This is a genomic window from Psychrobacter sp. ASPA161_6, assembly GCF_051970285.1.
Taxonomy (GTDB): Bacteria; Pseudomonadota; Gammaproteobacteria; order Pseudomonadales; family Moraxellaceae; genus Psychrobacter; species Psychrobacter glaciei.
This window is the reverse complement of record NZ_JBEFNJ010000001.1, coordinates 378276-403625: the sequence shown is the minus strand read 5'-3', so window position 1 is coordinate 403625 and position 25350 is coordinate 378276. Positions and strand designations below refer to the sequence as shown.

Genomic DNA, 25350 nt, shown 5'->3' with positions numbered 1-25350 from the left:
TTTTATACTGCTGTAAGAGAGACTGCTGTTCGAAAACAATCGAGCAGCAGTTTTTTCAGTTAAAATCTTATTGAATAAGACGGTAGTTATAGTCAAAGTATCCTAAAAACGCGACGGTATTGCTGATATCAATTTTTTGTAGCCTCTGTCTGCGCAGGCATAGTAAGCAAGAAAAATGATGTCAGCAGTATGTAATGTATCGATATTACTTTTACTGACTATAATTACTGTCATAAATAACGAAATCATGAATAACAAACTTGTAAATAACGAGAGGTCATATGAAAAATATCGAGAAGCCCCTACGCATAGATATCGTATCAGATGTCGTTTGTCCTTGGTGCGTCGTTGGTTATAGACAGTTGGCTGAAGCACTCAAGCAAACCAATACCGAGTACGAAATTCATTGGCATCCGTTCGAGCTAAACCCTAATATGCCAAGCGAAGGTCAAAATTTTCGGGAGCATATTGCCGAAAAGTATGGCTCGACCAAGCAAGAGTCTGACGCCAGCCGAGCAAGAATGACGGAAGCTGGTAGTGAAGTTGGTTTTGAGTTCAACTTTAGTGATGACATGCGCATGCACAACACCTTTAACTTGCACCAGCTTTTACATTGGGCGCATCAGCAAGGTCGCATGCATGAGTTAAAGCAAGCATTGTTCACCGCCCACTTTACCAATGGCAGAAACATCTCTGATCATTCGGTGCTCGCGGATATTGCGTCGGAGACTGGACTCGATCGTAGCGAGGCGCTAGCAGTACTGGAAGACCAATGTTTTGCTAAAGAAGTACGTGCCGCTGAGCAACATTGGCAGCAGCAAGGTATCCAAAGCGTACCTGCGGTGATATTCAATGAGCGTCATTTGGTTAGCGGTGCTCAAGGAGTGGAGAACTTCACGAGTATCTTGCAGCAGTTGGCTGACATGCCAGACTAGGTTTTATTAGCTCTTACATTGACTCTTAATAAAGGAATCTCTTATGTCTTCTGAGCATTCACCTTCGATTATCGTATTTGACGTCAATGAGACGCTACTCGATATTGATACCCTCGCGCCTTTATTTTCTCGCTTATTTGACAATGAAAAAATACTGAGAGAATGGTTTGCCCAATTGGTGCTTTATTCTCAAACCATGACCTTATCCGGTCTTTATACACCTTTTGGCGAACTTGGCGTCGCTGCCTTACAGATGACGGCTGATATTCATAATGTCACGCTGACAAAAAGCGATATCGATGAGTTAAAAGAGCGTATGAGCAAAATGCCAGCCCACCCTGATGCGGTGCCAGCATTAACCAAGCTAACTGAAGCAGGGTTTCGACTGGTGACGTTGACCAACTCAGCGAGCAGTCCATCTCCAACACCATTAGAAAAAGCAGGACTAAGTCAGTTTTTTGAGCAGCACTTCAGCGTTGAGACTGTTGGCAAGTTCAAGCCTGCACCTGAAACCTATCAAATGGTAGCCAAAGAGTTGTCTGTTGAAATGTCAGAGTTGTGTTTGGTCGCCTGTCACCTTTGGGATACGATTGGTGCGCAAGCGGCTGGCTGCCACGCTGCGTTTCTCACGCGACCTTATAATGCGTTGCTATCAGCGTCGAATGTTCCCACACCTGATTTTATAGCATCCGATTTAGGTACGCTTACCGATCAGATTATTCTTAATAATCAGAGCAAATAACCCTTCTGATTTTTAGCAATCAAACTTTTTAGCAATAAAACCAAAAATGCCGCTTCTATTAGTAGAAGCGGCATTTTTTTATTGCTATGACACGATATTCATTTTAAAACTACTATAGTCAGTGAAAAGTAATATCGATACATCACGCACTACTGATATCAATTTTTCTTGCTTGCTGTGCCTGTGCAGACAGAGACTACAAAAAACTGATATCAGCAGTATCGTAGCGTTTTTAGAGTATTTTGACTATATCTCAAGATTAACTTCTAAAAATGAATAACCGTACGAATACTTTCGCCTTTATGCATCAAGTCAAACGCTTCGTTGATGTCTTCTAATGGCATGGTATGGGTAATGAAGTCTTGTAGTGGGATTTCGCCCGCTAGATAGCGCTCAACATAGCCTGGTAATTCTGAACGACCTTTTACGCCGCCAAATGCTGAACCTTTCCAGACTCGACCAGTCACTAACTGGAACGGACGGGTTGAGATTTCTTGCCCAGCACCAGCGACACCGATGATAACTGACTCGCCCCAGCCTTTATGGCAGCACTCAAGCGCGGAACGCATCACATCGACGTTACCGATACACTCAAATGAGTAATCAACCCCGCCATCAGTTAGCTCAACGATGACTTCTTGAATTGGCTTATCATAGTCTTTTGGATTGATGCAGTCAGTCGCGCCCAGTTTTTTGGCCAGCTCAAATTTGCTCTCGTTGATATCAATCGCAATGATACGGCTGGCTTTTGCCATGGTAGCACCGATGACCGCTGACAGACCAATACCGCCCATGCCAAAGATAGCAACCGTTGCGCCCTCTTCGACTTTTGCAGTGTTCATGACCGCCCCCATACCAGTCGTGACGCCACAACCTAGCAAGCAAACTTCTTCTAATGGCGCTTCTTTATTGACTTTAGCCAATGAAATCTCTGGCAAGACCGTATATTCAGAAAAGGTTGAGCAGCCCATGTAATGATAAATTGGCTCACCATCTTTATAAAAACGCGTAGTACCGTCTGGCATCAGACCTTTACCTTGGGTCTCGCGCACGGCTGAACACAAATTGGTTTTGCCTGAGGTACACATTTTACAGACGCCACATTCTGCGGTGTATAAAGGAATAACATGATCGCCAACTTGGACACTGGTCACGCCTTCGCCGATTTGCTCGACGATACCGCCACCCTCATGACCCAAAATCGCTGGGAATACGCCTTCTGGGTCTTCACCAGATAAGGTAAATGCATCGGTATGACAAACGCCACTAGCAACGATTTTTACCAAGACTTCGCCTTTGCGCGGCAACATCACATCCACTTCTTCGATAGATAGCGGCTGGTTTGGACCCCAAGCAATGGCGGCTTTCGATTTAATAAATTTATCTGACATAGTTGTCTCTCTTTTTAATTAATTTTATCGCTTATTCAGCGCAGACCTATTCAGCTTATAGTGCTTACCTAATAGAGGCAAGCTACAGTTGTAGCAGTCTGTAAAACATTTCATTCTATGTCGATAATTATAGTTGTTTCTGAGATGATAACAATATGCTATATTTGCAAATATCTTTTACACAGTGGTAACAATCATGCGCTGGGATGGTATTAGCGAATTCGTTTGTGTGGCAGAATATGAGAGCTTCACGCGCGCCGCAAAAGAATTGAGCCTCTCGACTGCGCAAGTCAGTCGGCAGATCAGCGCGTTAGAAAAGCGCTTGAATATAAAATTGCTATATCGAACCACGCGCAAGGTCTCACTGACCGAAGAAGGCCGCGTGTTTTATCAGCATTGCCGCGGTGTGCTTGATGGCTTGGATGCCGCTGAACAAGCAGTGAGCCACCTACAGTCAAAACCACAAGGCAGGATTAAACTGACCGCTCCTGTCACTTATGGTGAGCAGCAATTATTACCACTGGTCAATGATTTTATGGTGCGATACAGCGATATCGAAGTAACGGCTTTTTTGAGCAATCAAAAAATGGACTTGATCGACGGTGGCTATGATTTGGCGATTCGTATTGGCAAACTAAGTGACTCAACGATGATGGCAAAAAAACTCAGCCGTCGTACGAATTTTGTCTGTGCCGCGCCTGCTTATCTTGAGAGACACGGTACACCGCACTCTTTGAGTGAGCTGAGTAAACATAATTGTCTGCTAGGCACACGTGACTACTGGCACTTTATAGAAGATGGCAAAATAGATTCTGGTAAAAATGCTGATAAAGAAAAAAATCTACGCGTTTCTGGCAGCGTTCAATATAACAGTGGTCATAGCCTAGTTGATGCTGCGCTAAAAGGTTTGGGTATCGTGCAGCTACCGGATTATTATGTGCAACAGTATTTATCATCAGGTGAGCTGGTCAGCTTGTTGGATGACTATAGAGAGCCTGAAGAAAGTATCTGGGCTATCTATCCGCACAACCGTCATTTATCGCCAAAGATTCGATTGCTGGTAGATTATCTATCGGAGCATTTAGCATGAACATACAAAGCCACTATTCGGTTTTACTTAACATTCGGTTTTACTTAAAATGAATCTTATCCACTATGATTAAGAAATATCTGTAATATTAGAAGAAGATCGTTTAACAAAACCAAGCATCACTTGCTAAATAAATTACCATAATAATAGGAATTTTTATGATTAAGATTGTCTCTATCGCTGCCTTAGCTTTGGCCATGTCCTCGTGTGCCAGCGTTGAAAATATTTTAAACGCGCCGGATAAAATGCCATCAATGCCAGAAACGATGACTGCTATCAATGCTGAAAAGGGTTTGGTTACGATGCAAAGTAATCATTCCGTCCAAGATACTGCTGATAAGCTGGCGGCGATTATCGAAAGTAAAGGTATGAAAGTATTTGCACGCGTCGATCATCAAAAAAATGCGCAAGGTGCCAATTTAACATTGAGACCAACACAGGTGATTATGTTTGGTAACCCAAAAGCGGGTACGCCATTGATGAATTGCGAGCAAAGCGTCGCCATCGACTTACCACAAAAAATCCTTATCAGTGAAGATGCGGATAAAAAAGTCTGGTTGTCGTACAATAATCCTGAATATCTCAAAGACCGTCATAACATCAAAGGTTGTGATACCGAGATAGCTAACATCGCAAAAGCGCTTGATGGTGTCAGTAAGGCAGCTATTGCAAAGTAAGCTATAAATGGAAATATGAACACAAAAAAGGTGGGATGCAAAAGCATAACCCACCTTTTTTATATCTTCAAAAGATTAATTTATTAGCCATTCTTAGACTGTGCGATTTGCTCGTGTAGCTCTATTTTTAACTTCTTAGCACATTCTATAATCTTTTTTCGACCGGCAGGGATAGCGCCATATTCAATCGCTGTCGCACGCATTTGTACCGTAACATCATAATGCGGGTAACTGGCATGACGGTGGAATAAGCGCTGATCTACTTCTATCAATAAGGCAAACTCATGCAGCTCTTGCAGCGTATCAGCTAACATATGACACCATTTATAGCCTTTAAATTCTATCTGCACAAAATCCACATATATTGCCATACAGCCACCTCCTTTATTACCCTTAACCTCTTCTCATGCGCTAAACCACGCTTTCACAAACAGCCATCAAAATAACTCACCGACATTTTTTTTGAGCTGTTTGAACACTATTTGATATTCTTTATCACTGATTTCAAGTGCACTGAGACGCCCATAGCGTAGCTGACGATAATCTTGTTGAATCTGCATGATTTTGGCTTGGACAATTTCTGAGTGACCACTGTCTGTTAAACGGCTATCAGTACCACCTTCGGCATTTGAATCAATAGCCAGTGCCACGCGCTCAAGCCATGCCAGTTGGCCTTCGCTGTTATCACGAGCCAGCGATTTATCCACCTTACCAATACGTCTTGATAGCTGTGCAAGCGGCAGGTCTGCTAGATGCCAGCGCTTGCGGCGACGTTGCCAGATGACAAAGATTAAAATAGCCATGACAGTGATAGCACTCGCTGCCAACCAAATAATTTGCTGCATGACTGAGCGGATGTTGAACCATTTGAGTAATGAGTCAGCTTGTTTGTCCTGATCGTAACCGACGACGTCTTTTTGCCAATAGTAGCTGGCTTGATCTGAGAGGCGGCGCAAGGTTTGTAGCATTTGATATTGCTGATAGCTGATTTGCGCACTAGCGCCATCACCGAACATCGCAGCTCCCTGCGACTGCGTCAGCGCATCCATGCCTTGCTCAACGCGCTCAGGCGCAACAAAAGCTGTCGGATCAACACGTACCCAGCCTTGACCCTCAAGCCAAACTTCCGTCCAAGCGTGTGCATCTTTCTGCCGAACTTCCCAAACATTGCCGCCGCGGCTTAGCTCGCCACCTTGATAGCCTGCCACGACCCGCGCAGGTATACCAGCTGCCCGCATCATAAACGTAAAACTTGAAGAATAATGCTCACAAAATCCCGCTTTGGTCTCAAATAAAAACTCATCAATACGGTTCTTATTCAGCCGTGGCGGTGATAGTGTATAACGAAATTCTGTTTGATTAATCCAGCGTTCAATAGCTGCAATATAGCGCACTGGATCTGAGCCAGATTGCGCGAATAATCGCTTTGCCAGTGCGCGTGCTTGTGGGTTGCCATCAGCTGGCAGAGCAAGATTCAGCCGCCGTAATGCTTCAGACAGAACAGGGTCAATGCGCATCGGTGCAAATTGCAATACGTCATAACGGAACTGCTGAGTAACGGGCTGGTCTTTTAATAGGGTAAAGTTTGAAGTAATACTGATGTCTTGGCGCTGGGCAAAAGGATAATCGAGGCCAAATAGCCAGTTTTGTTGTGTGGGTTCTAAAATAATCTCATAGCTGGTAGGCGCAACTTTCACTTCATCAGGGATAGTAGCAAAGGCGTTCTCAATCCAAACAGGCATTTGCGGTGCAGGCCGCCATTGTTGTTGCTGAGGGCTAGGACGCCATGTAATTCCATCAAAGTCGCTAAACACCAAACCACGCCAATATAACTGCTGTTGCGGTGGGCGCTTATCTGCAAACTCTACCCGAAATGCCAGCTCAGTCGATTGTCCCAAATTAGCAAAGTCACCGGGCGACATACTATCGGAGACGCCAGTGGTTGCTTGCTGACCCGATAGCTGCACTGACCATAGCGGTGGTAAGCGCGGGAAGAATAAAAACAATACAACCAATAATGGCAGTGCCCCAAGACCTAATACACCCAAAGTGCGCAGACGACCATCACCGCGAGTATTGCCGTCGTCATTGAGTGCAATAAATGCCAATAAGATAATGACAGCACCGATGATTACTTCTAAAGTCGTGACAAGACCTTGATCCATCAAAAACAGCGCAGCAAGCACGAATAGCGATAAATTTAAGACCACATAAGCATCGCGCCGCTTATACAATTCCCACAGCTTACTGATGAGACATAGCACCAAAAATGCCACGCCCATATCCAGTCCAAACGCTGTATTGTACGTCAGCCACAGACCGACAAGACCCAGCAAGAAGCCGAGCATTTGCATGCCTTGATAGACACGTTTTAAACGACGCAATTTTTTGAATTTAGCTTTGATGCGTGGTAGTTGGGCCGCGATACTAACCACAGCAAAGCCAATCAGCCATAAAGGCAGATGCGCGGCATGAGGTAAAATGACAATGATTTGGGCGATTAATACCCAATAATACGCTGGCAAGGCAAATAGCTTGCGAGTCCATTTAGTATCGCTAGCCTGTTCAGTATGAGAAGCGATATTTTGACCCAATGCCAACTGCTCAAAGCTTGCAGAATTTATAAAGTCTGATTTAGAAGAGCCAGTAAATACTTCTACCGGTTTCTTTGAGTCATTTATTTTAGAGATACTGGTCATGGCGTTTTTGCCAACCTTAGCAAGCACGCTTGCGCAAAACTATCACCTTCTCCCATCGGGGCAGCAGCAGAGGCATCACTCGGCAAGCGCATCTTAAATGGCACACCTAGCTCACCTAACCTCATCGCCCCATACGTCATCTGAGCCAGCCTCTGCTCATGATGCACCGCTGGCATATCGGCATAATCTAAGCTTTGTTCATGACCGACTGGATCAGCAAAGTGCTTGGTAAACATACCTTGACCGCGCGCCACATGCCCCCAAGAAACTCGTGCCAGCGACTCACCTTCGATATAATTATCGAGCCGCTCAAAGTCATCTTGACCTTGCCGATATTGCCCGCCTGTTGCTAAATCCTCCTGACTTGCGACCGAATACTGCGCCTGCCAGTCAAAGGCTTCAGGTTTTGGATAGACCCACGCCGTACGCGCAAAATAGACATAAGACCATGCCCGCATAATGCCCAAAGGATAAACGGTTTTGATTTTTAATCGTGGTAATTCAAACTGCCCACGACTATGCGTCTGTACTGGCAAACGAATAATTTGCTCACCTTGTAGCCGTGTAACGAGCACAGAGTTTTGACTATCCGTGTCATGCTTAATTTGCTTATTAGCCTTCTTATTGGTTGTTTTATCAACCTGCTCAAAGCTGAATAACAACTGCCGTCTTGGTTGGCGGCTCTCACTGCGCAGCTGCAAAGTCACCCAAACAGGCGCACCCGCTTCTGCCATGGTCACTTCTATTAATTGTACTTTTAGACCTGAGATATGAGCAAAGGTCACATGAAAGCTGATCAGCCAGACACTGACCAAATAAAAACATAAGCCCAATACTAAGTTGTTGCCATAGTTGATGCCAGCGATAAAGGTAATGACCAATAACACCGCAAATAGCATCCCTTCACGGCTAAAAAAGATATAGACATTACGCAAATTGAGCGTGGCGCTATCACTTTTAGGCGCACGCGAGGCAAACCAACGGCTTAATGCTGAAGTAGCTGGTACGGTTAAGGCTTTTGGCAAAAAGCTCATGATTACCCTATCCTTACCATAAAATTAATACTCTCATTCACAATTGAATAGCAGTTTTGGACATAAACGCACGCTATGAAAAATCAAACGGTTAAATAATAACAGCCACGTCTGCCAAAATGCGTTGCGCGATGGTTTGTGTCGCCTGCCCTCCCGTCACGTACGCAGGCACAAACCGCTGACCGAGACGATGATCAGTGACCGCAGCGAACACCGCTTGAATATCTTCAGGTGTCATCTCCATATGCCCCGATACATAGGCATAAGCTTGTGCAGCACGCTGTAGTGACAGCACACCACGCGGTGATAAGCCATGATACTCTTGGCTTGCTCGTGTTTTTGCCACCAGCCTTTGTAGATAATCCAAAACCACATCCGCGACATGAACTTGCTTGACCCCTTGCTGGGCTACTAAAACAGCATCCGTATCTAGCACAGCATCCAACTCTTTTAATAGCTCGCGGCGATCCTGACCTTTTAAGAGCTCACGCTCTGCTGCAGGTGATGGGTAACCGAGCGACAAACATAGTAAGAATCGATCTAGCTGCGATTCAGGGAGTGGATAGACACCTGCTTGCTGCAAAGGATTTTGGGTTGCAATCACAAAAAACGGCTGCGGCAAAAAATAGGTTTTCCCATCTTGGGTGACTTGCCGCTCTTCCATCGCTTCTAATAATGCGCTTTGCGTCTTGGGGCTGGAGCGATTGATTTCATCTGCCAGTAACAGCTGAGTAAAGATAGGCCCAGAACGAAACTCAAATTGCTGTTTACTTTGGTCATAGATACTCATGCCTAAAATATCTGCTGGTAGCATGTCGTTAGTAAACTGCACGCGGCTAAAGCTCAAGCCCAATAACTGTGCCAATCCCTGCGCCAAGGTCGTCTTGCCCATACCCGGTATATCTTGCAGTAATAAATGACCACCTGCCAATATACCACTGAGCGCCAACTTAACGGCTTGAGGTTTGTCCAACACAATTTGGTTTAACTGTGCCATAAGCTGGGCGATTTTTTGATGATTATGGCGATAGTCGCTAGCACTAGGCGCAGATTGACTGAGTATCTCTGACGTTGACTGGCGTGTAGAGGAAAGGGACATGTTGATGGCTGTATGGGTCATAGTAATTATTGGCTCGTTTTTTGGATAATGAGTATAAATCAGGAATTACTTTGCCTCATCTTCCACTAGGGGCGCGGCGGCACGAAGCGTTGACAGATAAGCGATCACATCCGCACGCTCTTTAGCATCAGGCATAGGGTTTGATAGCATTTTTGAATCTAGCATGGCTTTTTCCGCATCCGCAATATAAGGATCGAGCGTTTTTGCATCCCATATCCAACCTGATTTTTTTAGCCCATCACTATAGGTGTAATCTTCTAGCTCTGCGGCGGGCGCACCATATATATTCATCAACTGCGGGCCTTTTTTATTGAGACCGGCATTGAGCTGATGACACTGACCACAAGCCTCTTTATAAATTAGGGCACCATTGACAGCGTTACCTCCAGTATATAGTGGCAGCGTGACAGGCGCGCGATGATCAGGTGGTATACTTTCCCCGCAGGCGGTGAGCAGTAGAACAGCGGTAAAAATACCGCTCAATGATGACTTACTGATAATAGACATTTTTGACAATCTTTAGTTGAGGAGCACCAGCTATATAAGACGATATCGATAATAATGCAAGGCGAAATCAGGCAAAATCGGTCGGCACGCATAGATAGCTGTTTAAAAATAGAGCGTTATTTATCGGCATCTAAACCAATAAATAACGCTTAAGAAACGTCTAGGGTTATACCTGTATGGTTGCACACAAGATTAGGTGCTCTTATGTACTACTAGCCACTTTTATTGTACTGCTTGGCTCTTCCAAATAATACCCTTGCAGATAGCGCGCACCCACACTCCAAGCGACAGACATGGTTGCCGCCTCTTCAATGTAAGGCATCAACACATCGATTTTAACTGCATTGGTACGCACGATAAGAGACTTAACGGCTTCTAAATTATCCGCAGAATCGATATCTTGCACGTAACTACGAGCCAAACGTACGATATCTGGCTGGACAACGCTGGCAATCTCAACAGACTTAGTAGACGAGCCAAAGTTAGTAATACCAAGCTGACAGCCCACTTGGTCAAGTGCTTCAAATTGAGATTTGGCAACCGTTAAATGATCAGCGATATCTTGTTCATTAAATTGTAGCGTCAATGCTCCTGCAGCACCGCCAACGGCATTAATCAGCTGACTGGCAACGTTTGGCAGCTTTTTGTCAACCAGCGAAGCACTGGTCAATTGTATCAATAATCGCGCTTCAGGATGGATCTTACGGACGTCATTTATCTTTTTACAGGCATTAATCAGTACCCAACGATCTATTTTTTCTAGCAATTGATGCGCTTTAGCAACTGCCATAAATTGTTGAGGCGTCAACACGGTATTGTCAGCATCTGCCAATGGCAGCCGCAGATAGACTTCAAAAAAATCACTACGGTCATTATTGATGTCATATATCGCCTGAAACGATAGCTCAAAGCGGTTATTGGCAATGGCATCGACTAAAGACTCAGCGAGCGCATGGTCATCACTATTGGCATGCTCGCTTGGATCATATAAATGATAGGTGCCACCTTTATTGGAGGTCTCAGTCATAATCTGAGCAATGGCATCCATCGCTCGCTCTAATACAATCTTAGGCTCAGCGGTGTTTTTTTCGATTTTGACAATACCAATACTAACGGTGGTGCTTGTCGTACGCTTATCGACTTCAATGAGCATCCCACTAATACGTGAGCCAATGTGCTCGGCGAGCTGTTCGAGCTCGGCGGCTGTCTGATTCTCTACTAGTATCGTAAATGCTGTATCGCTAAAGCGGCTTACATAACCCTCTGGCACCAGATCGTCTAGGGTATAAGCTACCTGCTTGACCGTCGTATCGACACCCTGCAAACCCAAGCTACTTCTAATTTTACCAATGTTATCGAGCCGAACATACATTAGCCCTGCAGTCAGTACGCCATCGATTGCTTGCTGGTGTACCGTCATCAACTGCTCTTCAAAACCGTGGCGGTTGTTGATTCCTGTCAAGCTATCCTTACGCTCAGCTTCTGCCAAGCGCTTGGCAACCTCAGCACTATTACTGTTATTTTGTTGGATAATAATTTGAGTAACGGGCTCACTATCCAAGGTGGCTGCTGCCAGCTGTAGTTTTGCCTCAAAGGTACTGCCATCCTTACGTAGGCTTTCGAATTTGAACTCAACCTCTTCACGGCTACCCTTATCAAACTGTCGCAAAAACTGCTTAAAGGCTTTGACATTGTCGCCGCCTGCGATCAAATCAATAACGGGTACACCAATGATATCGTTCATTGATTCAAAACCAAATAGCTGAAGATAAGGGTCATTGGCAAAGATATGAATACCTTGGTCAAGATAGGCAACCGCACTTTTGGAGTTTTTGATTAAAATATTAGCGCGCTGCTCTGCCTCAGACAGTATATGATGCAGAGCTTTTAGCTGGCGACGGCTACGCAAATTATCATGCTGTAAGCAAATAGCCATCACCACTGCTGTCTCTTGGTCTGCCCTAAGCGCCTTAACCATCGTGCCATTCATCACAGAAGGCAAACCGTCCTCATTATGAGCAGTCGGAGCTGTCTCTGCACTCATCAGACAGATCATCGGCAGATCAATACTCTGCTCTTGCACGATGCCCACCATGTCGGTAAAGCTCATATCATAGGCTTGGCCAAAAACTAAAACATCCCACGGCTGGCGGAGTGATTTGAGCAACTCTTCCTTGTCATCCAAAAAGCCTAGATTGATGCTGTCATAATAAGAATCTAGCAAATCCACCAGACGCTCAGCATAGAGCTGATCGGCATCGATAACTAGTAGATTTAAGACGGACTGAGTACGCATAGGAGGCCTTTTGAATCTTATGATCGTATTTATTTTTATCGCTTAATTTCGATACCTTGCTGCTTTTTCTAACATCAAAATAGCACAGCAAATAAGCAAGCACTACAAGTATTAGGCTCAGCGGGTATTGAAAATACTGGTTTATTGATGCGGTCTAGGATGACTGACTTGGTAGGTAGGTATTTCTAGACCATAAAAATGTAAGTCGCAGTATCTCTCATTATAGACAATAATTTAACCGACTGCATATTAACTTAACTTGGACATGCTGAAGTATGGCAAATAGTAGACTTAGAGAGGCTGCCACCGCAGCCGATTTATATAGGATTGACTATATCACTATCCAAATAAATACTTGCGTAAACTACAGTTGTACCACTTCATACTGGCTAAACTCATCGGTCACCAATAAGGGATGTAATAAACGTAACAATTTCTGTTTATTATGCAAGCGCATGATCACTCTATCATTGGTCTGAAAGTGAAAGGTCGGCACTATTAAGCTGCAAGTCGTCTGTAGCTGATCATCGCCAGCGACAATGAAGGCTGGCACAAAATGCTGACTGCGTGACTTCCTATCCTCTAGACGCAGCCCGCAAGTGATTAACTTGTGACCAAGGACTTGCCACTCTACCTCTGGATTATGAGTATCAAGATTGAGCCAGCGTACAACCCCAATTGACCAGTCAGCGGTCGTCGTCTCAGAACGGCATAATAAAGAGAGACTCATTATTTGTAACGGTGGCGGAGTGGTAATGGGAGGACGAACGTCAACATCAACATCAACATCAACAGGATTTACCATCAGCTGCAACGTGCGAAAAGGCGAAAGGACATTTTTGCTGTCAAAGGTTTCAACGATTGATAAGTTACTGTCCACGGGTTTTTTTGGTACGGTATCATAGCGAGGTCGCTCCCCATCCGGCAGCTCTTTGGTGCCGATCAAGCTTATCAATCCTTGCGCATGACTAGCATGATAATGAATATCGTTAAATCCAATCACCATTGTGGCATCTTGCTTAGCGCTATACTTATTCGGTACGGTTAATTGCGGCTGCATATAGCGATAGGTTATCGCCATTGCTATCTTATTCAGCAAACAGCACTCAACGCCTTCGCTACCCTCATTGATTAATGCTTGCTGGCGTGATTTTAGATGCTCTATCACTGATGCCAGCTCAATGAAGAGACAGTCGTACTGGCTCTCATAGGGATTGATGCTAGAGTGGGCGGTCAAATAAGTAGGTGGATTATCACTATGCAAATTGACAAAGACGCGTGTCTCAGTTTGCGGCTCTATGGTCGCAACAATTGGTTCAGCCCACTCCGGTAATAAGCGATGGACCAGCAAGATATTAGAACGACGCAATCCGCGCACATTGAGCAAGCTGTGCAAACATATTTGACAATACAATCGATGTATACTGTCCGCGCGGTTGGTAACGACATAAACACTTAAGTCAAGAATTGCAGCATGGCGCTGACAGGCAAGATAATACAATCGATTGAGTGCAGCCCAGACATATGACGGTGGCTTTTGATAACAAATGGCCTCTTCCATCAATAGTTTTTGGTACGTTAACATCGTCTGGTAAATAACGATGGCTAACGTCATTGGCGCAGATTTTTCGCCCGTAAAACGGCGCTGCCAGCCGCTACTTGCCGGCGTTTTTTGACTGTCTAACAACGATATTTCGCGGCGTATCACACCGTCGCAGACCAGAATAACAAGATAATATAAAGATTTTACTTGAGCAACACAGTCCAACTGAGCATCACTCAGCGCTCCCGTCTCATGGACGTAAGACTGACGTAAAGCAGCAATCAGCCGATCGGCAGCATCAAGGACGATACGAATTAATTTGAAACGTTGCTGATCATCTACGTCAGCCACTCTCAACTCTGTGAGTACTTTTTCCAATTGCTCCGCTTGCTGCGCTTCTGTTTGCGATGGCAAAAGTGCCACCCACTTGCGCAAATGCTGCTCTTGACCGTTGGTCGAGTGGCTAGAAGCAGGCAGTAACGGCTCTGTCGAAGCCAGATGCTCTTGAAAATCCGATAAAGTTATCATTACTATCCTTAGTTATTACGCAGTGATAGCTGCACAAACTATTAGCAAGCGGGTAAGCGTTAGCTATCGATAGAAGGTCGTAATAACAGCTGCTTATGCACTTATTGGTCATTATTTGTCCATAAATAATATTGCCTCGTCATCATGCAACTTTTAAGCCCCATTGTAAATGTCAATCGGCACCTTAAACGGTCTATCTGGCAACTCCCTGACCAGCTTAGGTACCAGATAACCGGGTAATGCTGCCAATAATGACCAATAAAGCGCGACTGCTGACCGCTCGTCGCTATCGAAATGTGCAGCTCCTGCCACTTTATCCAACACGTGCAGATAATAAGGCAATACGCCAGCGGCAAATAAGCGTTGGCTTAAAGCGATTTGAGCAGCAACGCTGTCATTAATGCCTTTTAGAAGTACGGCCTGATTTAATAAAGTCATGCCAGCTGCTCGCGCCCGCTGCAAATACTCTGCTGTGAGCACATCAATCTCATTAGCATGATTACAGTGAATGACCATGACGATATGACAGCGACTTTGTGCTAGCCTCTCTAATAATGACGCATCCAAACGTGCTGGAATCACTATTGGCAAACGAGTATGTAGCCGAATGGTGGTCAGTTGTGGGATGGCTTCCAAGGTATCTAACCAAGCAAATAACCGTCTATTGGTCACGTTTAAAGGATCGCCGCCACTCAAGATCACCTCATTGATCTCAGGATGGGCAGTAATATAGTCGATGATGCTTTGTTTGGCATCGGCAGTGGGCATATTGGCACTGTAATCAAAATGCTGACGGAAACAGTAACGGCAATGAATCGCACAAGCACCTGTAATCGTTAACAGCACTCTTGATTTATATTTATGCAACAAGCCTTTGGTCGGGTTATGAGCGTTTTCGGCCAAAGGATCTGCCACGTAGCCAGTCACTGTGACTTGCTCTTGCCGGTCAGGTAGCACTTGCTTTAATAAAGGATCATTGCTATCACCAACGGTCATTTTTGCCACAAAAGCACGCGGCACTCTTAGCTCAAAATGCTCAGGCACATAAACGTCAGCACGCAAGGATTCTAGTTTTAGGATACTAAGCAGCTCATCAATGCTGGTAATGCCTTCGGATAATTGCGTTTGCCAGTTTTTTTGTGTGATTAAATGGTTTATCATGACAACCTAGTACCTGTGCCTAAAAGGCGTCATTATACGCCCTTAGTGAGTACCCTATCAAAGCATACCAGTCATCCATGAATAGTTGGCGTGACGACAGCGCTTAGCACAGTTATCTCCACACCCAAATACTGATCATATATTCGCAACCTTTAGGAGTTTCTTGTGGCAAGTTTTTCTACTAATGAATTTAAAGCCGGTCTAAAAGTCATGCTCGATGGCAATCCTTGTGCCATTCTTGAAAACGAGTTTGTCAAACCTGGTAAAGGTCAAGCCTTTAACCGTGTCAAGTTGCGCAATCTTCGTAGTGGTAAAGTATTGGAGCAAACTTTCAAGTCAGGTGATAGCTTAGAGGCGGCTGATGTCATGGACACTGAGATGAACTATCTATACAACGATGGCGAGTTTTGGCATTTCATGCATCCTGAAAGCTTTGAGCAAATCCAAGCTGACAAAACAGCAATGGGCGACTCAGTACAATGGCTAAAAGAAAACAGCAATGCCATATGTACCATCACTCTATTTAATGGAAGTCCATTGTCGATCACGCCACCCAACTTCGTTGAGTTACAAATCACGGAGACAGATCCTGGCGTACGTGGTGACACTTCAGGTGGTGGCGGCAAACCTGCTAAGTTAGAGACAGGCGCAGTTGTGCGTGTACCATTGTTTGTTCAGCAAGGTGAAGTCGTCCGTGTCGATACCCGTACTGGTGACTACCAAACTCGCGTCAACTAATCGCTCGACTTGATTTAGGGGGTGTTCTCATTTCAAAAATGGCGATAAAAATGAGATAAATTGCCATCAAACGAGGAAAATAGTGCAGATAATATCGAGATATTGATAAGCTATTTGACGATGTTTGGCAAAATTTAGCCATTTTTAGCACATTTAGAGAATGCTCGATTGAATTGAGGACACGCCCTAGTAACGCATAAAAAAAGCTTAACCATTATTAAATGGTTAAGCTTTTTTTATTACTTGTCAGAAAGTTATCGAAAAAATATCATAAACAAGCACTAAAACGGTTTTGACAATCAGCACAATAAATATCAGCACAATAAATAATGCATTTGTGAGATTTAGTAGATCTATAGTCAAGGAATTTTAGAATCGCTACAAGGCGCCCAACCGCAAATAGTACACTGCGTACATCTAGGATGGGTAACACCGTAGCGGTTTAAAAGAGCTCTGACTATATCTTGGAAAATTAAGTCTGCCTTACTCTCTTAATCAGCTGACGATTGCTTATGCATCAGCCAATATTGTACCAAGGCGTTTAGCTGCTCTTGTTTAAAGGGCTTGGTGCAATAATCCTGCATGCCCACATTGAGATATTTTTCGCGCTCGCCATCCATGGCATTAGCAGTCAAAGCGATAATCGGTGGCAGCACTTGAGGATCATAAAGTTCGTGTAACTTAATAGTCGCCTGTACGCCATCCATAATCGGCATATGATGGTCCATCAAAATGAGGTCATAACGCTCAGGGTACAACGCAAAAGTCTCAATCGCTTGCTGCCCATCGGTGACATGCGTGACCGTATGACCACTATTATTCAGGGCTTTTTTGGCTATCGTCGCGTTGACACTGTCATCTTCAACTAACAATATATGACCAGAACGCTCCTGAGTGGGCACTATCATAGTAAAGTCGTTTGAATCTTGCCAGCTCTCGTACTGCTCCTCACCGATAGTAGGTAGCGGCAACAATACCGTGAAGGTAGTCCCGACACCGACCACACTATCTACATTAATGCACCCACCCATTAGATCCACCAGAGATTTACACACAGACAACCCAAGACCTGTACCACCATACAGACGATGGGTCGATTTATCAGCTTGATTGTAAGCATCAAATATCGCGTCAACTGATTCAGGTTTGATACCGACGCCTGTATCGGTGACCTGAATATATAAGGTCATGTTTTCTTGGGTATTGCTCTCTTCAATGATACTGTCACCACTAATGGTCTCATCAGTCAAAACATCATCAGATTCATCATTTCTAGACTTGTCATTTTTAGACTTGTCATTGATATAGCAACAATTGGGCACGTGCTTAACATCGATACTCACTCGCCCACCTTCACGGGTGAATTTGATGGCATTATTGACAAGGTTGACCATGATTTGTTTGAGACGTACCGGATCCCCTTGTACATAAGGCGATAGCGATTCCATATAATGGTAGTCTAAAATCAAGCCGCGCTGTCGGGCTTTGATAGCAAAGAGACTGACTACTTCATTACATAAGGTAGACAAGTTCATCGGGATGGCATCAATGGTCATTTTGCCAGACTCAACTTTCGATAAATCCAAAATACCATTGATAATCGCTAGCAAATGCTCATTTGAGACTTTTATATTGTCCACGTATTCTTGTTGTTCTTGGCTGAGCTTGGTCTCGCTAAGCATCTCTACCATGCCGATAATGCCATTCATCGGTGTCCGTATTTCATGGCTCATATTGGCCAAAAAGTCCGATTTCATCTCATTAGCATGCTTGGCGACACGTTGTTTATCTTGTAGTTGTAAAGCATCGGCAGCCATCATCGCGAACTGGGCCAATAATTTTTCTTGCTTAGCATCAAAGCCATAATAAGGCTCTGTATCCATCAGACAGAAAGAGCCTAGACGATACGTCTTGTTGTCTTCATGCATGATAATGGGCGCACCCGCATAAAAGCGTAGATGGGTAGACTCCGTCACCAATGGGTTTTGATCAAAGCGACTGTCTTTTGACAAATCTGCGACCACAAACACCCCATCCGACAGCAAGGTATAGTTACAGATAGCCACTTCACGCGCCGTCGTACATATATCAACAAGCCCATGCACAGATTTTAGATACTGAGTCTCCTCATCCATAAAGGTAATAGTGACAACTGGCATGTCAAAAAACAACTTAGCAAGTTCAGTCAGACGAGAAAAGGCAGGCTCATCATTATGGTTGAGCACCTGATATTTTTTGAGCTTGCTAATACGATCTACTTCATCTGCGGCGACTGGGTAGCTGCGCTTAGGTGAGTTGGGTATCGTCAAGGTGGACTCCATTCATTAGAATCAGACGTTCGTCTGCTTTATCAACAATTGTAACGTTTCACTCACCATCAGCATTGCCACGACCGATGTCACTACTACTGCTGAACCATAACCGCCGCAATGTAAACCGCCCGTTTGACAGCTTTTATCGACGCGTGGTGGTTCTGTAGAATAGACGCATTTGATGCCGAACTTTTCTTTTAGAGCGCTATTAATGCCTTTTTCGTGACGCAATTTATTGCGAAGCTTGGCCAGTAGTGGATCTTGATAGCTATCGCGCAAGTCACTTACCGTAATCTTACTAGGGTCTATCTTACCACCCGCACCGCCTGCACAGACCAATTTTAATTTATTGAAACGACAATGTAGGGCGATAGCAAGTTTGGCCTGCATATCATCGACACAATCTAGAATGACAATAGGATGACCTTGAGCAATGGCAGCCTTTGCTTCTTCACGGCTCGGCAGGAGTGCGGCAACATTATCAACTGTCAGAAAATCATCAATTAAGTTGACGGTAGCCTTGGGGTTAATCTCACCAAGCCGTTGCCCCATCGCCGCAATTTTGCTTTGCCCAAAGGTGCTGTCTAACGCTGGCAATTGCCGATTGACATTAGAAGCCACCAATACATCCAAATCAATCAGAGTAATAGTGCCAACTGCGGTACGAGCCAAGGCTTCTGCTGCCCAAGAACCAACGCCCCCGACGCCAATCACATACACATGTGCTGCCGCAAAAGTATCAACGGCTGAGCGACCATAGAGGGTTTGCGTTCCTTGGAAACGCCGCTCATATTGCTCACTTGCGCTATCACTGTCGTTATGAGCGACAGAATGCTCAACGGTATTAGGCTCTACAAACGACTGGTCAAATAATTGTGCTTCACTCATAACAGATTAAACGCTCTTTTGAAGGTTATAACTTAAGTTGCTTTTATTTTATTCTCTATCACGTTACTTTTTACTGTTAGTAGCCGTTACCCTTTTGACAGTATAGGATAGTGCCAGTCAGTACGTAGGGCATCGCAACTGTTTTGCCATAGTTGCTCGGCAAGGCGATGTGACGGTACATTGAGTAACTCACTCAGACTCAGCAGCACCCATGGTAAGTTGGCGGGAACGTTTCTATTATGAGCGGAAGTGTCATCCCCTTCATTGGCTGAATTTTGCCCAAGCGCTGACTGGCTATTGTTTGAATGCTGACACATAATGGGTGTCATATCCGGACAGTCAGTTTCAATCACCAAGCACTCAAGACCATAACTATCAACGGCTGCTTGAATCGCGCGACGCAGTTTTTTAGCATTTGGATTGGTGACTTGTCCAGTAATTCCGAGCTTAAATCCTAGTTTTACAAAAGCCTTTGCCTCTTGCTCACCACCACTAAAACTATGCGCGACCCCGCCCAAATTATGCGCATTATAATCATGCGCTTTCAATATGGCTAACGCTTCAGCATGAGCTTTACGGATATGCAGCATCACTGGTAGCTGATGGGTCACTGCCATATCCAATTGTGCCTTAAAAAAATACTCTTGCTTGGCTAGAACATTAGGCTGTTTCATCTCATCTGTAAAAGTATCTAAGCCAATCTCACCCATTGCTAATGGGCGCTCGTCAGCGAGCATCTTTGCCATACTACCCAGATGTGCTTCTGTATGCTGCTTGATATAAAAAGGATGCAAACCCAGCGCAATATGAGCATCTAGAGACGAGTTATGCTGGTTAGCAACCTTAATCATCGATGATTGCACTATAGTTGCTTGCGCTGGAATCGATTGAAAATCTTCATTAATTAGGCGTTTAGTCTCATACAGACGATCGAAATGCTCATATAAATAACCCACCAACATAAGGTGGCGCACTCCTTGCTCATAAGCGGCCTCGACTTGCAATGCTCTATCCGCATCAAAAATTGGCGCATCAAAATGCGTATGCGTATCAATCAATGGCAGAACAGATGATGAATGCGGCGCGATATATGGTGAGTCAAGAGCAGTCATTAACAGGTTCCAAACTTAATCGTTGTTAGTAAAAATATTCATAATAGGCTAAATCACCATGAGAAAAGTACACATTTAGCATCTGAATGATCATGATGCGTTTTGTTTTTTAATCTCGCTTTGTGAGTGACTGTCTGATTGTCGACTTTTACCTGTTTGGCGGCTGCTACGACGCGGTATTAGTAATAAAGCCGTACCAACTGCGCTTAACATAAGCCATTTTTTTTTGCTAATACGATGCGCCATCACCTCCACCCCTTTACAGCTTGTTTGTCTTTTAGAGTGCACTAAAACATTATTTTATCAATATTCGGTGTATTTAAATTACTTAGTATACTGGGATATAGTAATGGCTGTGTTTATCTGTGTTATGAATACGCAAGCTTATGTACGGTGTCATATTTTCAATAAAACCGCACGAGACGATAGCTTGATTGAGCTTGCGTTTAACGCTTGAGAGGGTAAGTCGTGATACCACTACTTGGACTATCTACTTTAGTAAAACCTTGTGACGTAGCTTTTGGTGCTTGATTGCGCCTCGGTACGAGCGGATTGAGTGGCATCAATTCGTAATCTGCATCGACATTGCCATCCCAGCCTTCTGTCCCACTTAGGGGCAATTGCTTAATCGTCCCGTTTTTGTCAATGACCAGCTGTAGGACACGCATTTGGTTAAACTTGCGTTCAGTCACACTCGCCACTGCACCGCCATCGCGTAGGATAGTCGGCTGTAGAAAGATGATTAAGTTGCTTTTTTGCGTGTTGTCATTGTCAGAACGGAACAATCGACCGATAAAGGGCACATTACCCAAACCAGGCACTTTTTGTTGGCGCGTCGTGGTGTTATCGCGCATCAAACCGCCTAGAGCGATGGTCTGTTGATCGTCGGCTAGAATAGTCGTGTTGATGAGGCTCTTATTGGTAATCAAACCACTGGCATTACCCGTACTACCTGGCACGACTGACGATACTTCTTGTGATACCTCCAAGCGTACTGTGCCATTATCACCAATATGCGGAATGACATTGAGATTAATACCAATATCTTGGCGATCAATCGTTTGAAATGGATTGTTTGAATTGTTGCCACTGGTGGTAAAAGAGCCAGTCACAAAAGGCACGTTTTGACCAACCAAAATACTCGCCTTCTCATTGTCCAATGTCAAAATCGATGGCATAGACAGTAGATTGGCACTGGTAGAAGAATCCAGTGCTTGTAAGATGGCACCATAAAACTCAGTATTACCCTGACTGTCTTTTCGACTGTCTCCAATCCCTATCAAAGCACCAGCGATAGAGCTGGCAGCAGCGCTGATACCTGCCGTACCAGTACCTGCTAAGGCGGCAGCCGCAAGGGTTGTCGCACTAGCACCAACATTGTTGAAGTTTACTACTCCATAGCCACTGTTGGCATTACCCAGCGCCCACTGCACACCCAGCTGGGTCGCATCATCGCCCGATACTTCGACAATAGCGGCTTGAATCAATACTTGTGCGCGGCGACTGTCTAATTGGCTGACCGCGTCTTCAATCTCAAACATCAGCTCGGGTGCGGCATTGACGATCACTGCATTTTGCGTTTCATCAGCGATGATACTGAATGGCCGACCGCCCACCCCCGTACTCGTTCCACTTGCGCTGCTAGCAGGCACTACTGCTGTACTGCTATTACCAATGCTATCACTGGCTGCACCATTAATCGATGCACCTGTCGTACTTGCATCATTTAGCGAGGCGGCCTCTAATGTCGAGGTCGCGCCAGCGCTATTGATAGATTGATTGGCTAGCAATCCACGTAGCATATCTGCAATATGACCAGCACTGGCATACTTCAATCGAAAAACCCGCAAACCACTCAGGCGTCTTGTAGGCGTGGTATCCAACTGATTGACCATTTCTTGGACTTTGGCGATCATCTCAGGGCTGCCTTTGACCAGCAGCCTATCACTGGACGTATCGGCAATGACTTTAAGCTGATTATTGCCCCCTTGTGCTTGCCCACTACCGGCACTTGCCACCAAAGCACTGATCAACTCCATCATGCGCTCTGCATCGACATGTCGTAGCGGTATCACTTGCAAACTGTCATTGACGTTGCTGTCTAAATCACGGATGAGCGCGGTTAATTGATTCAAGCTATCTGCGCGATCCGACAATACCAACGCATTAACACCAGGCACAGCAGCAGCATGGGCAGACTGTGGCATGAGTGGTCGTATGACTCCCAACACCTCTGCCGCTTGAGTATTGGTTAAATAAATGACCCGAGTTGCCAGTGCTTCACCGACACTATCACCGCGCAAATCGACGGCCACACCAGACTGTTTGGCGACATTATCCGGCACCAGTTTAACTGTTGTACCTGAGTCAATCGCGGCAATACCATTGACTTGCATCACACTCAAAAACAGCTGATAAATCTCATCGCGAGACAAAGCTTTATTGGAGATGACCGTCACATTGCCATTGATACGTGGATCAAGGACAAAGTTTTGATCGGTAATGGTCGCCACTTCATTAATAAAGGCTTTAATATCAGCATCTTGCAAGTTGACTTTCCAACTCTCGGCACTAACAGGACCTGTACTGGCCGCCCATAGCGGTATGGCTAGGCAAAGAGGACGGCATAGGCGCATCAAGCGCTGTAAGGTATGGTGCAAAGGCGTGACTGAAAATTTATGAGAACGTACCATATTGATAATTACCTACAGTGATGTCGCTTAGTATGTACTGAATATTGTCAGCTGGCGTGTTGCTACCATAGCCCCAACCAGATGGTCATTATTTACTTAAAACGGCCTAATAAGAAAGAGCTTACTAAAACATTGCTTGCCTAAAATTGCTGGCGAATCGTAATCACTTGCTCGCCACGTTTGACTTCTATTTGTGCTTCGCCTGCTTGCTGTACTTGTTGCAGGATACCAGCATCTTGGCTAGGATTATTGCCCACACTTTGACCATTAACGGTCAAGACCTGATCACCCGGCTCTAGCCCTAGACGATTGCGTAGTTTTGAAGGCATCGCCGCCGTTACCTGATAGTTTTCGCCTGATGCCATGACACCCATCCTGCTCAGATAACTGGCTGGATTTTCTTTCAGTGACGTGATGGCCTCATCAATAGCAGATTGCGGGCTGCTCTCAGGACTCGTCTCTGCTGTGGACTCAGTATTGTCTTGTGGTGGCATTGGGGCACTGGGCAATGCGTTACTGTTTGGCAAACGCTGATTGCTGACGGCACCTGCTAGCATATCGCTTTGGTCGAGTGCCATCGCCTCTGCCATTCTAATGACCGTTTGCTGATCACGGGCATCGGCGATGATGACGGCATTCCAGTCGACAGCGATCAGAGTATAGTCACTGTCTTTTAGACTGTCACCGATGCGATAGTTTTTGACCTCGCCATTGACGTCTAATAAGGCGGACGACATGCTCTCTGGCACGGCTAGCAAAACCCCTTTTAAGCCAATATTAGGGGGTGGCTGTACCGCTGCGGCGACAGGATCGGGGTCGGCAAAAATGGCAAACAGACCACTGTAATCATCGCCAGATGTATTAGCATTTTGTAGAGGAGCTAGCGGTAAAGCTGGTGCCAAAGGCGCAGCTAGCAACAACCACAATAGCCGTGCCGCCGTCCAGCACAGCCAAGCAATTGCTAATAGTAGCAGCCAACCAGCGCAGCGATTGAGAACATTGATGATGGGTTTTAAGGTAGCAGTAGACATCTAGCGCGTCCCCAAACCGGCTAACAATGGCTGGCGCACACTGACAACGGGCGTATCTTGCGGGGCTTGTCCTTTGTATTCAGGCATATTCTCTAATAAACGCTGGGTCAAGCTAACATCTAGCATATTATCGCCATCGACATACAGATCCCCTAAGCGCTTATCTTGATTATTTAATAAATTAACGTGCAGCAGATTTTTATCATTTTTTTGTTCCGTACTAAGCTCGGCACGCATCGCTGGCATAGTGATATAAAAAACCTTACCACCACTCGGATAACCTACTTCACCGCCGACCCAAGTCAACTGACCATCGGCCTCACTGAAACCAGAGGACTTTTTATTGGAATCATTATCCGAACCGGTCTGCCGTTTTAACGATACCGCATTGACTTGAATCGGTGTGTTGGGCAGCTGCCAATCGACCACACTGGCCAATGTTTCCGGCGCAATCTTGCCGCTCATATCATCAATCTGCCATGCGCTGGTGCCCAGCTTTATTTGACCGTTTAATCTGGTCTGCTCTGTCGTGATATCGACTTCTGCACCCAACTTACCCAAAAATAATTGCCACGGCTGCCACGACCAATTCGCCGCACCTGTCAATGGCGTTGCTGACAAAGGCAGCTGCCAAATCGCTGAGCCTTGCCATAAGTTGCCCGACACGTGCTGCACATAAGGATTATTAGGTGCATATTTTTCAAGTAGCCACGACGCGGGCATTTGCAATAAGGCAAATAGCGCAAATAATATAAACCCAAATAGCCACCACAGCTTACGGGGACGCTTATGAGACGACGCAGAGACTTGGGCCACAATTACACAACTCTTATATAAGGTAAAAACGTCATTA

The 25350-nt window shown here is 45.1% G+C and carries 20 protein-coding genes; 5 read left to right on the top strand and 15 right to left on the bottom strand.

Annotation, left to right across the window (positions count from 1 at the left end):
• Positions 1-281: 281 nt before the first annotated feature.
• Together ACTQ9T_RS01710 and ACTQ9T_RS01705 are read left to right on the top strand one after the other, a co-directional pair.
• Positions 282-935 (top strand): DsbA family oxidoreductase, encoded by a 654-nt coding sequence (locus ACTQ9T_RS01710; RefSeq protein WP_440463882.1) that lies wholly within the window; start codon positions 282-284, stop codon positions 933-935.
• Between the two features lie 43 nt (positions 936-978).
• Positions 979-1677, top strand: a complete 699-nt coding sequence (locus ACTQ9T_RS01705) for a haloacid dehalogenase type II (protein ID WP_440463881.1) — start codon at positions 979-981, stop codon at positions 1675-1677.
• Between the two features lie 266 nt (positions 1678-1943).
• Here ACTQ9T_RS01705 and ACTQ9T_RS01700 read toward each other — a convergent pair whose 3' ends face one another.
• Positions 1944-3068, bottom strand: coding sequence for an S-(hydroxymethyl)glutathione dehydrogenase/class III alcohol dehydrogenase (locus ACTQ9T_RS01700; RefSeq protein WP_440463880.1), 1125 nt, complete (start codon positions 3066-3068; stop codon positions 1944-1946).
• A 196-nt stretch (positions 3069-3264) separates the two neighbouring features.
• Here ACTQ9T_RS01700 and ACTQ9T_RS01695 point away from each other — a divergent pair, with 196 nt between their 5' ends.
• A complete protein-coding gene (locus ACTQ9T_RS01695) occupies positions 3265-4158 on the top strand; it encodes a LysR family transcriptional regulator (RefSeq protein WP_440463879.1) in 894 nt (297 codons plus the stop codon).
• A 158-nt stretch (positions 4159-4316) separates the two neighbouring features.
• A complete protein-coding gene (locus tag ACTQ9T_RS01690) occupies positions 4317-4835 on the top strand; it encodes a DUF302 domain-containing protein (protein ID WP_440463878.1) in 519 nt (172 codons plus the stop codon).
• An 83-nt stretch (positions 4836-4918) separates the two neighbouring features.
• Here ACTQ9T_RS01690 and ACTQ9T_RS01685 read toward each other — a convergent pair whose 3' ends face one another.
• The 8 genes from ACTQ9T_RS01685 to epmB form a co-directional block, all read right to left on the bottom strand.
• Positions 4919-5206 (bottom strand): DUF4031 domain-containing protein, encoded by a 288-nt coding sequence (locus ACTQ9T_RS01685; protein ID WP_010201315.1) that lies wholly within the window; start codon positions 5204-5206, stop codon positions 4919-4921.
• A gap of 66 nt (positions 5207-5272) precedes the next feature.
• Positions 5273-7534, bottom strand: coding sequence for a transglutaminase family protein (locus ACTQ9T_RS01680; protein ID WP_440463877.1), 2262 nt, complete (start codon positions 7532-7534; stop codon positions 5273-5275).
• Positions 7531-8568, bottom strand: a complete 1038-nt coding sequence (locus tag ACTQ9T_RS01675) for a hypothetical protein (protein WP_210540339.1) — start codon at positions 8566-8568, stop codon at positions 7531-7533. Before ACTQ9T_RS01675 ends, ACTQ9T_RS01680 begins: the two co-directional genes overlap by 4 nt.
• A 91-nt stretch (positions 8569-8659) precedes the next feature.
• Positions 8660-9667 (bottom strand): AAA family ATPase, encoded by a 1008-nt coding sequence (locus ACTQ9T_RS01670; RefSeq protein ID WP_440463876.1) that lies wholly within the window; start codon positions 9665-9667, stop codon positions 8660-8662.
• Positions 9668-9733: 66 nt separating this feature from the next.
• Positions 9734-10195 (bottom strand): c-type cytochrome, encoded by a 462-nt coding sequence (locus ACTQ9T_RS01665; protein WP_189579910.1) that lies wholly within the window; start codon positions 10193-10195, stop codon positions 9734-9736.
• 202 nt (positions 10196-10397) lie between these two features.
• Positions 10398-12491, bottom strand: coding sequence for an EAL domain-containing protein (locus ACTQ9T_RS01660; protein WP_440463875.1), 2094 nt, complete (start codon positions 12489-12491; stop codon positions 10398-10400).
• A gap of 364 nt (positions 12492-12855) precedes the next feature.
• Positions 12856-14562: a hypothetical protein gene (locus ACTQ9T_RS01655; protein ID WP_440463874.1), complete on the bottom strand. Its 1707-nt coding sequence runs from the start codon at positions 14560-14562 to the stop codon at positions 12856-12858.
• Positions 14563-14715: 153 nt separating this feature from the next.
• Positions 14716-15723: an EF-P beta-lysylation protein EpmB gene (epmB, locus tag ACTQ9T_RS01650; RefSeq protein ID WP_440463873.1), complete on the bottom strand. Its 1008-nt coding sequence runs from the start codon at positions 15721-15723 to the stop codon at positions 14716-14718.
• A 165-nt stretch (positions 15724-15888) separates the two neighbouring features.
• On the opposite strand from epmB, the gene efp reads away from it, so the two are divergent.
• On the top strand, positions 15889-16461 hold the full coding sequence (gene efp / locus ACTQ9T_RS01645) for an elongation factor P (protein ID WP_010201332.1): 573 nt from the start codon (positions 15889-15891) through the stop codon (positions 16459-16461).
• Between the two features lie 491 nt (positions 16462-16952).
• Here efp and ACTQ9T_RS01640 read toward each other — a convergent pair whose 3' ends face one another.
• The 6 genes from ACTQ9T_RS01640 to gspN form a co-directional block, all read right to left on the bottom strand.
• Positions 16953-18770, bottom strand: coding sequence for an ATP-binding protein (locus ACTQ9T_RS01640; protein ID WP_440463872.1), 1818 nt, complete (start codon positions 18768-18770; stop codon positions 16953-16955).
• A 21-nt stretch (positions 18771-18791) separates the two neighbouring features.
• Positions 18792-19661 (bottom strand): tRNA threonylcarbamoyladenosine dehydratase, encoded by an 870-nt coding sequence (locus ACTQ9T_RS01635; RefSeq protein ID WP_440463871.1) that lies wholly within the window; start codon positions 19659-19661, stop codon positions 18792-18794.
• An 86-nt stretch (positions 19662-19747) separates the two neighbouring features.
• Entirely contained in the window at positions 19748-20773 is a 1026-nt protein-coding gene (locus tag ACTQ9T_RS01630) for a TatD family hydrolase (RefSeq protein WP_440463870.1), read from the bottom strand.
• A 446-nt stretch (positions 20774-21219) separates the two neighbouring features.
• Positions 21220-23466, bottom strand: coding sequence for a type II secretion system secretin GspD (gspD, locus tag ACTQ9T_RS01625; RefSeq protein ID WP_440463869.1), 2247 nt, complete (start codon positions 23464-23466; stop codon positions 21220-21222).
• 140 nt (positions 23467-23606) lie between these two features.
• Positions 23607-24497, bottom strand: coding sequence for a type II secretion system protein N (locus ACTQ9T_RS01620; protein WP_440463868.1), 891 nt, complete (start codon positions 24495-24497; stop codon positions 23607-23609).
• Positions 24498-25313, bottom strand: coding sequence for a type II secretion system protein N (gene gspN, locus ACTQ9T_RS01615; RefSeq protein WP_194619253.1), 816 nt, complete (start codon positions 25311-25313; stop codon positions 24498-24500).
• Between the last annotated feature and the right edge of the window lie 37 nt (positions 25314-25350).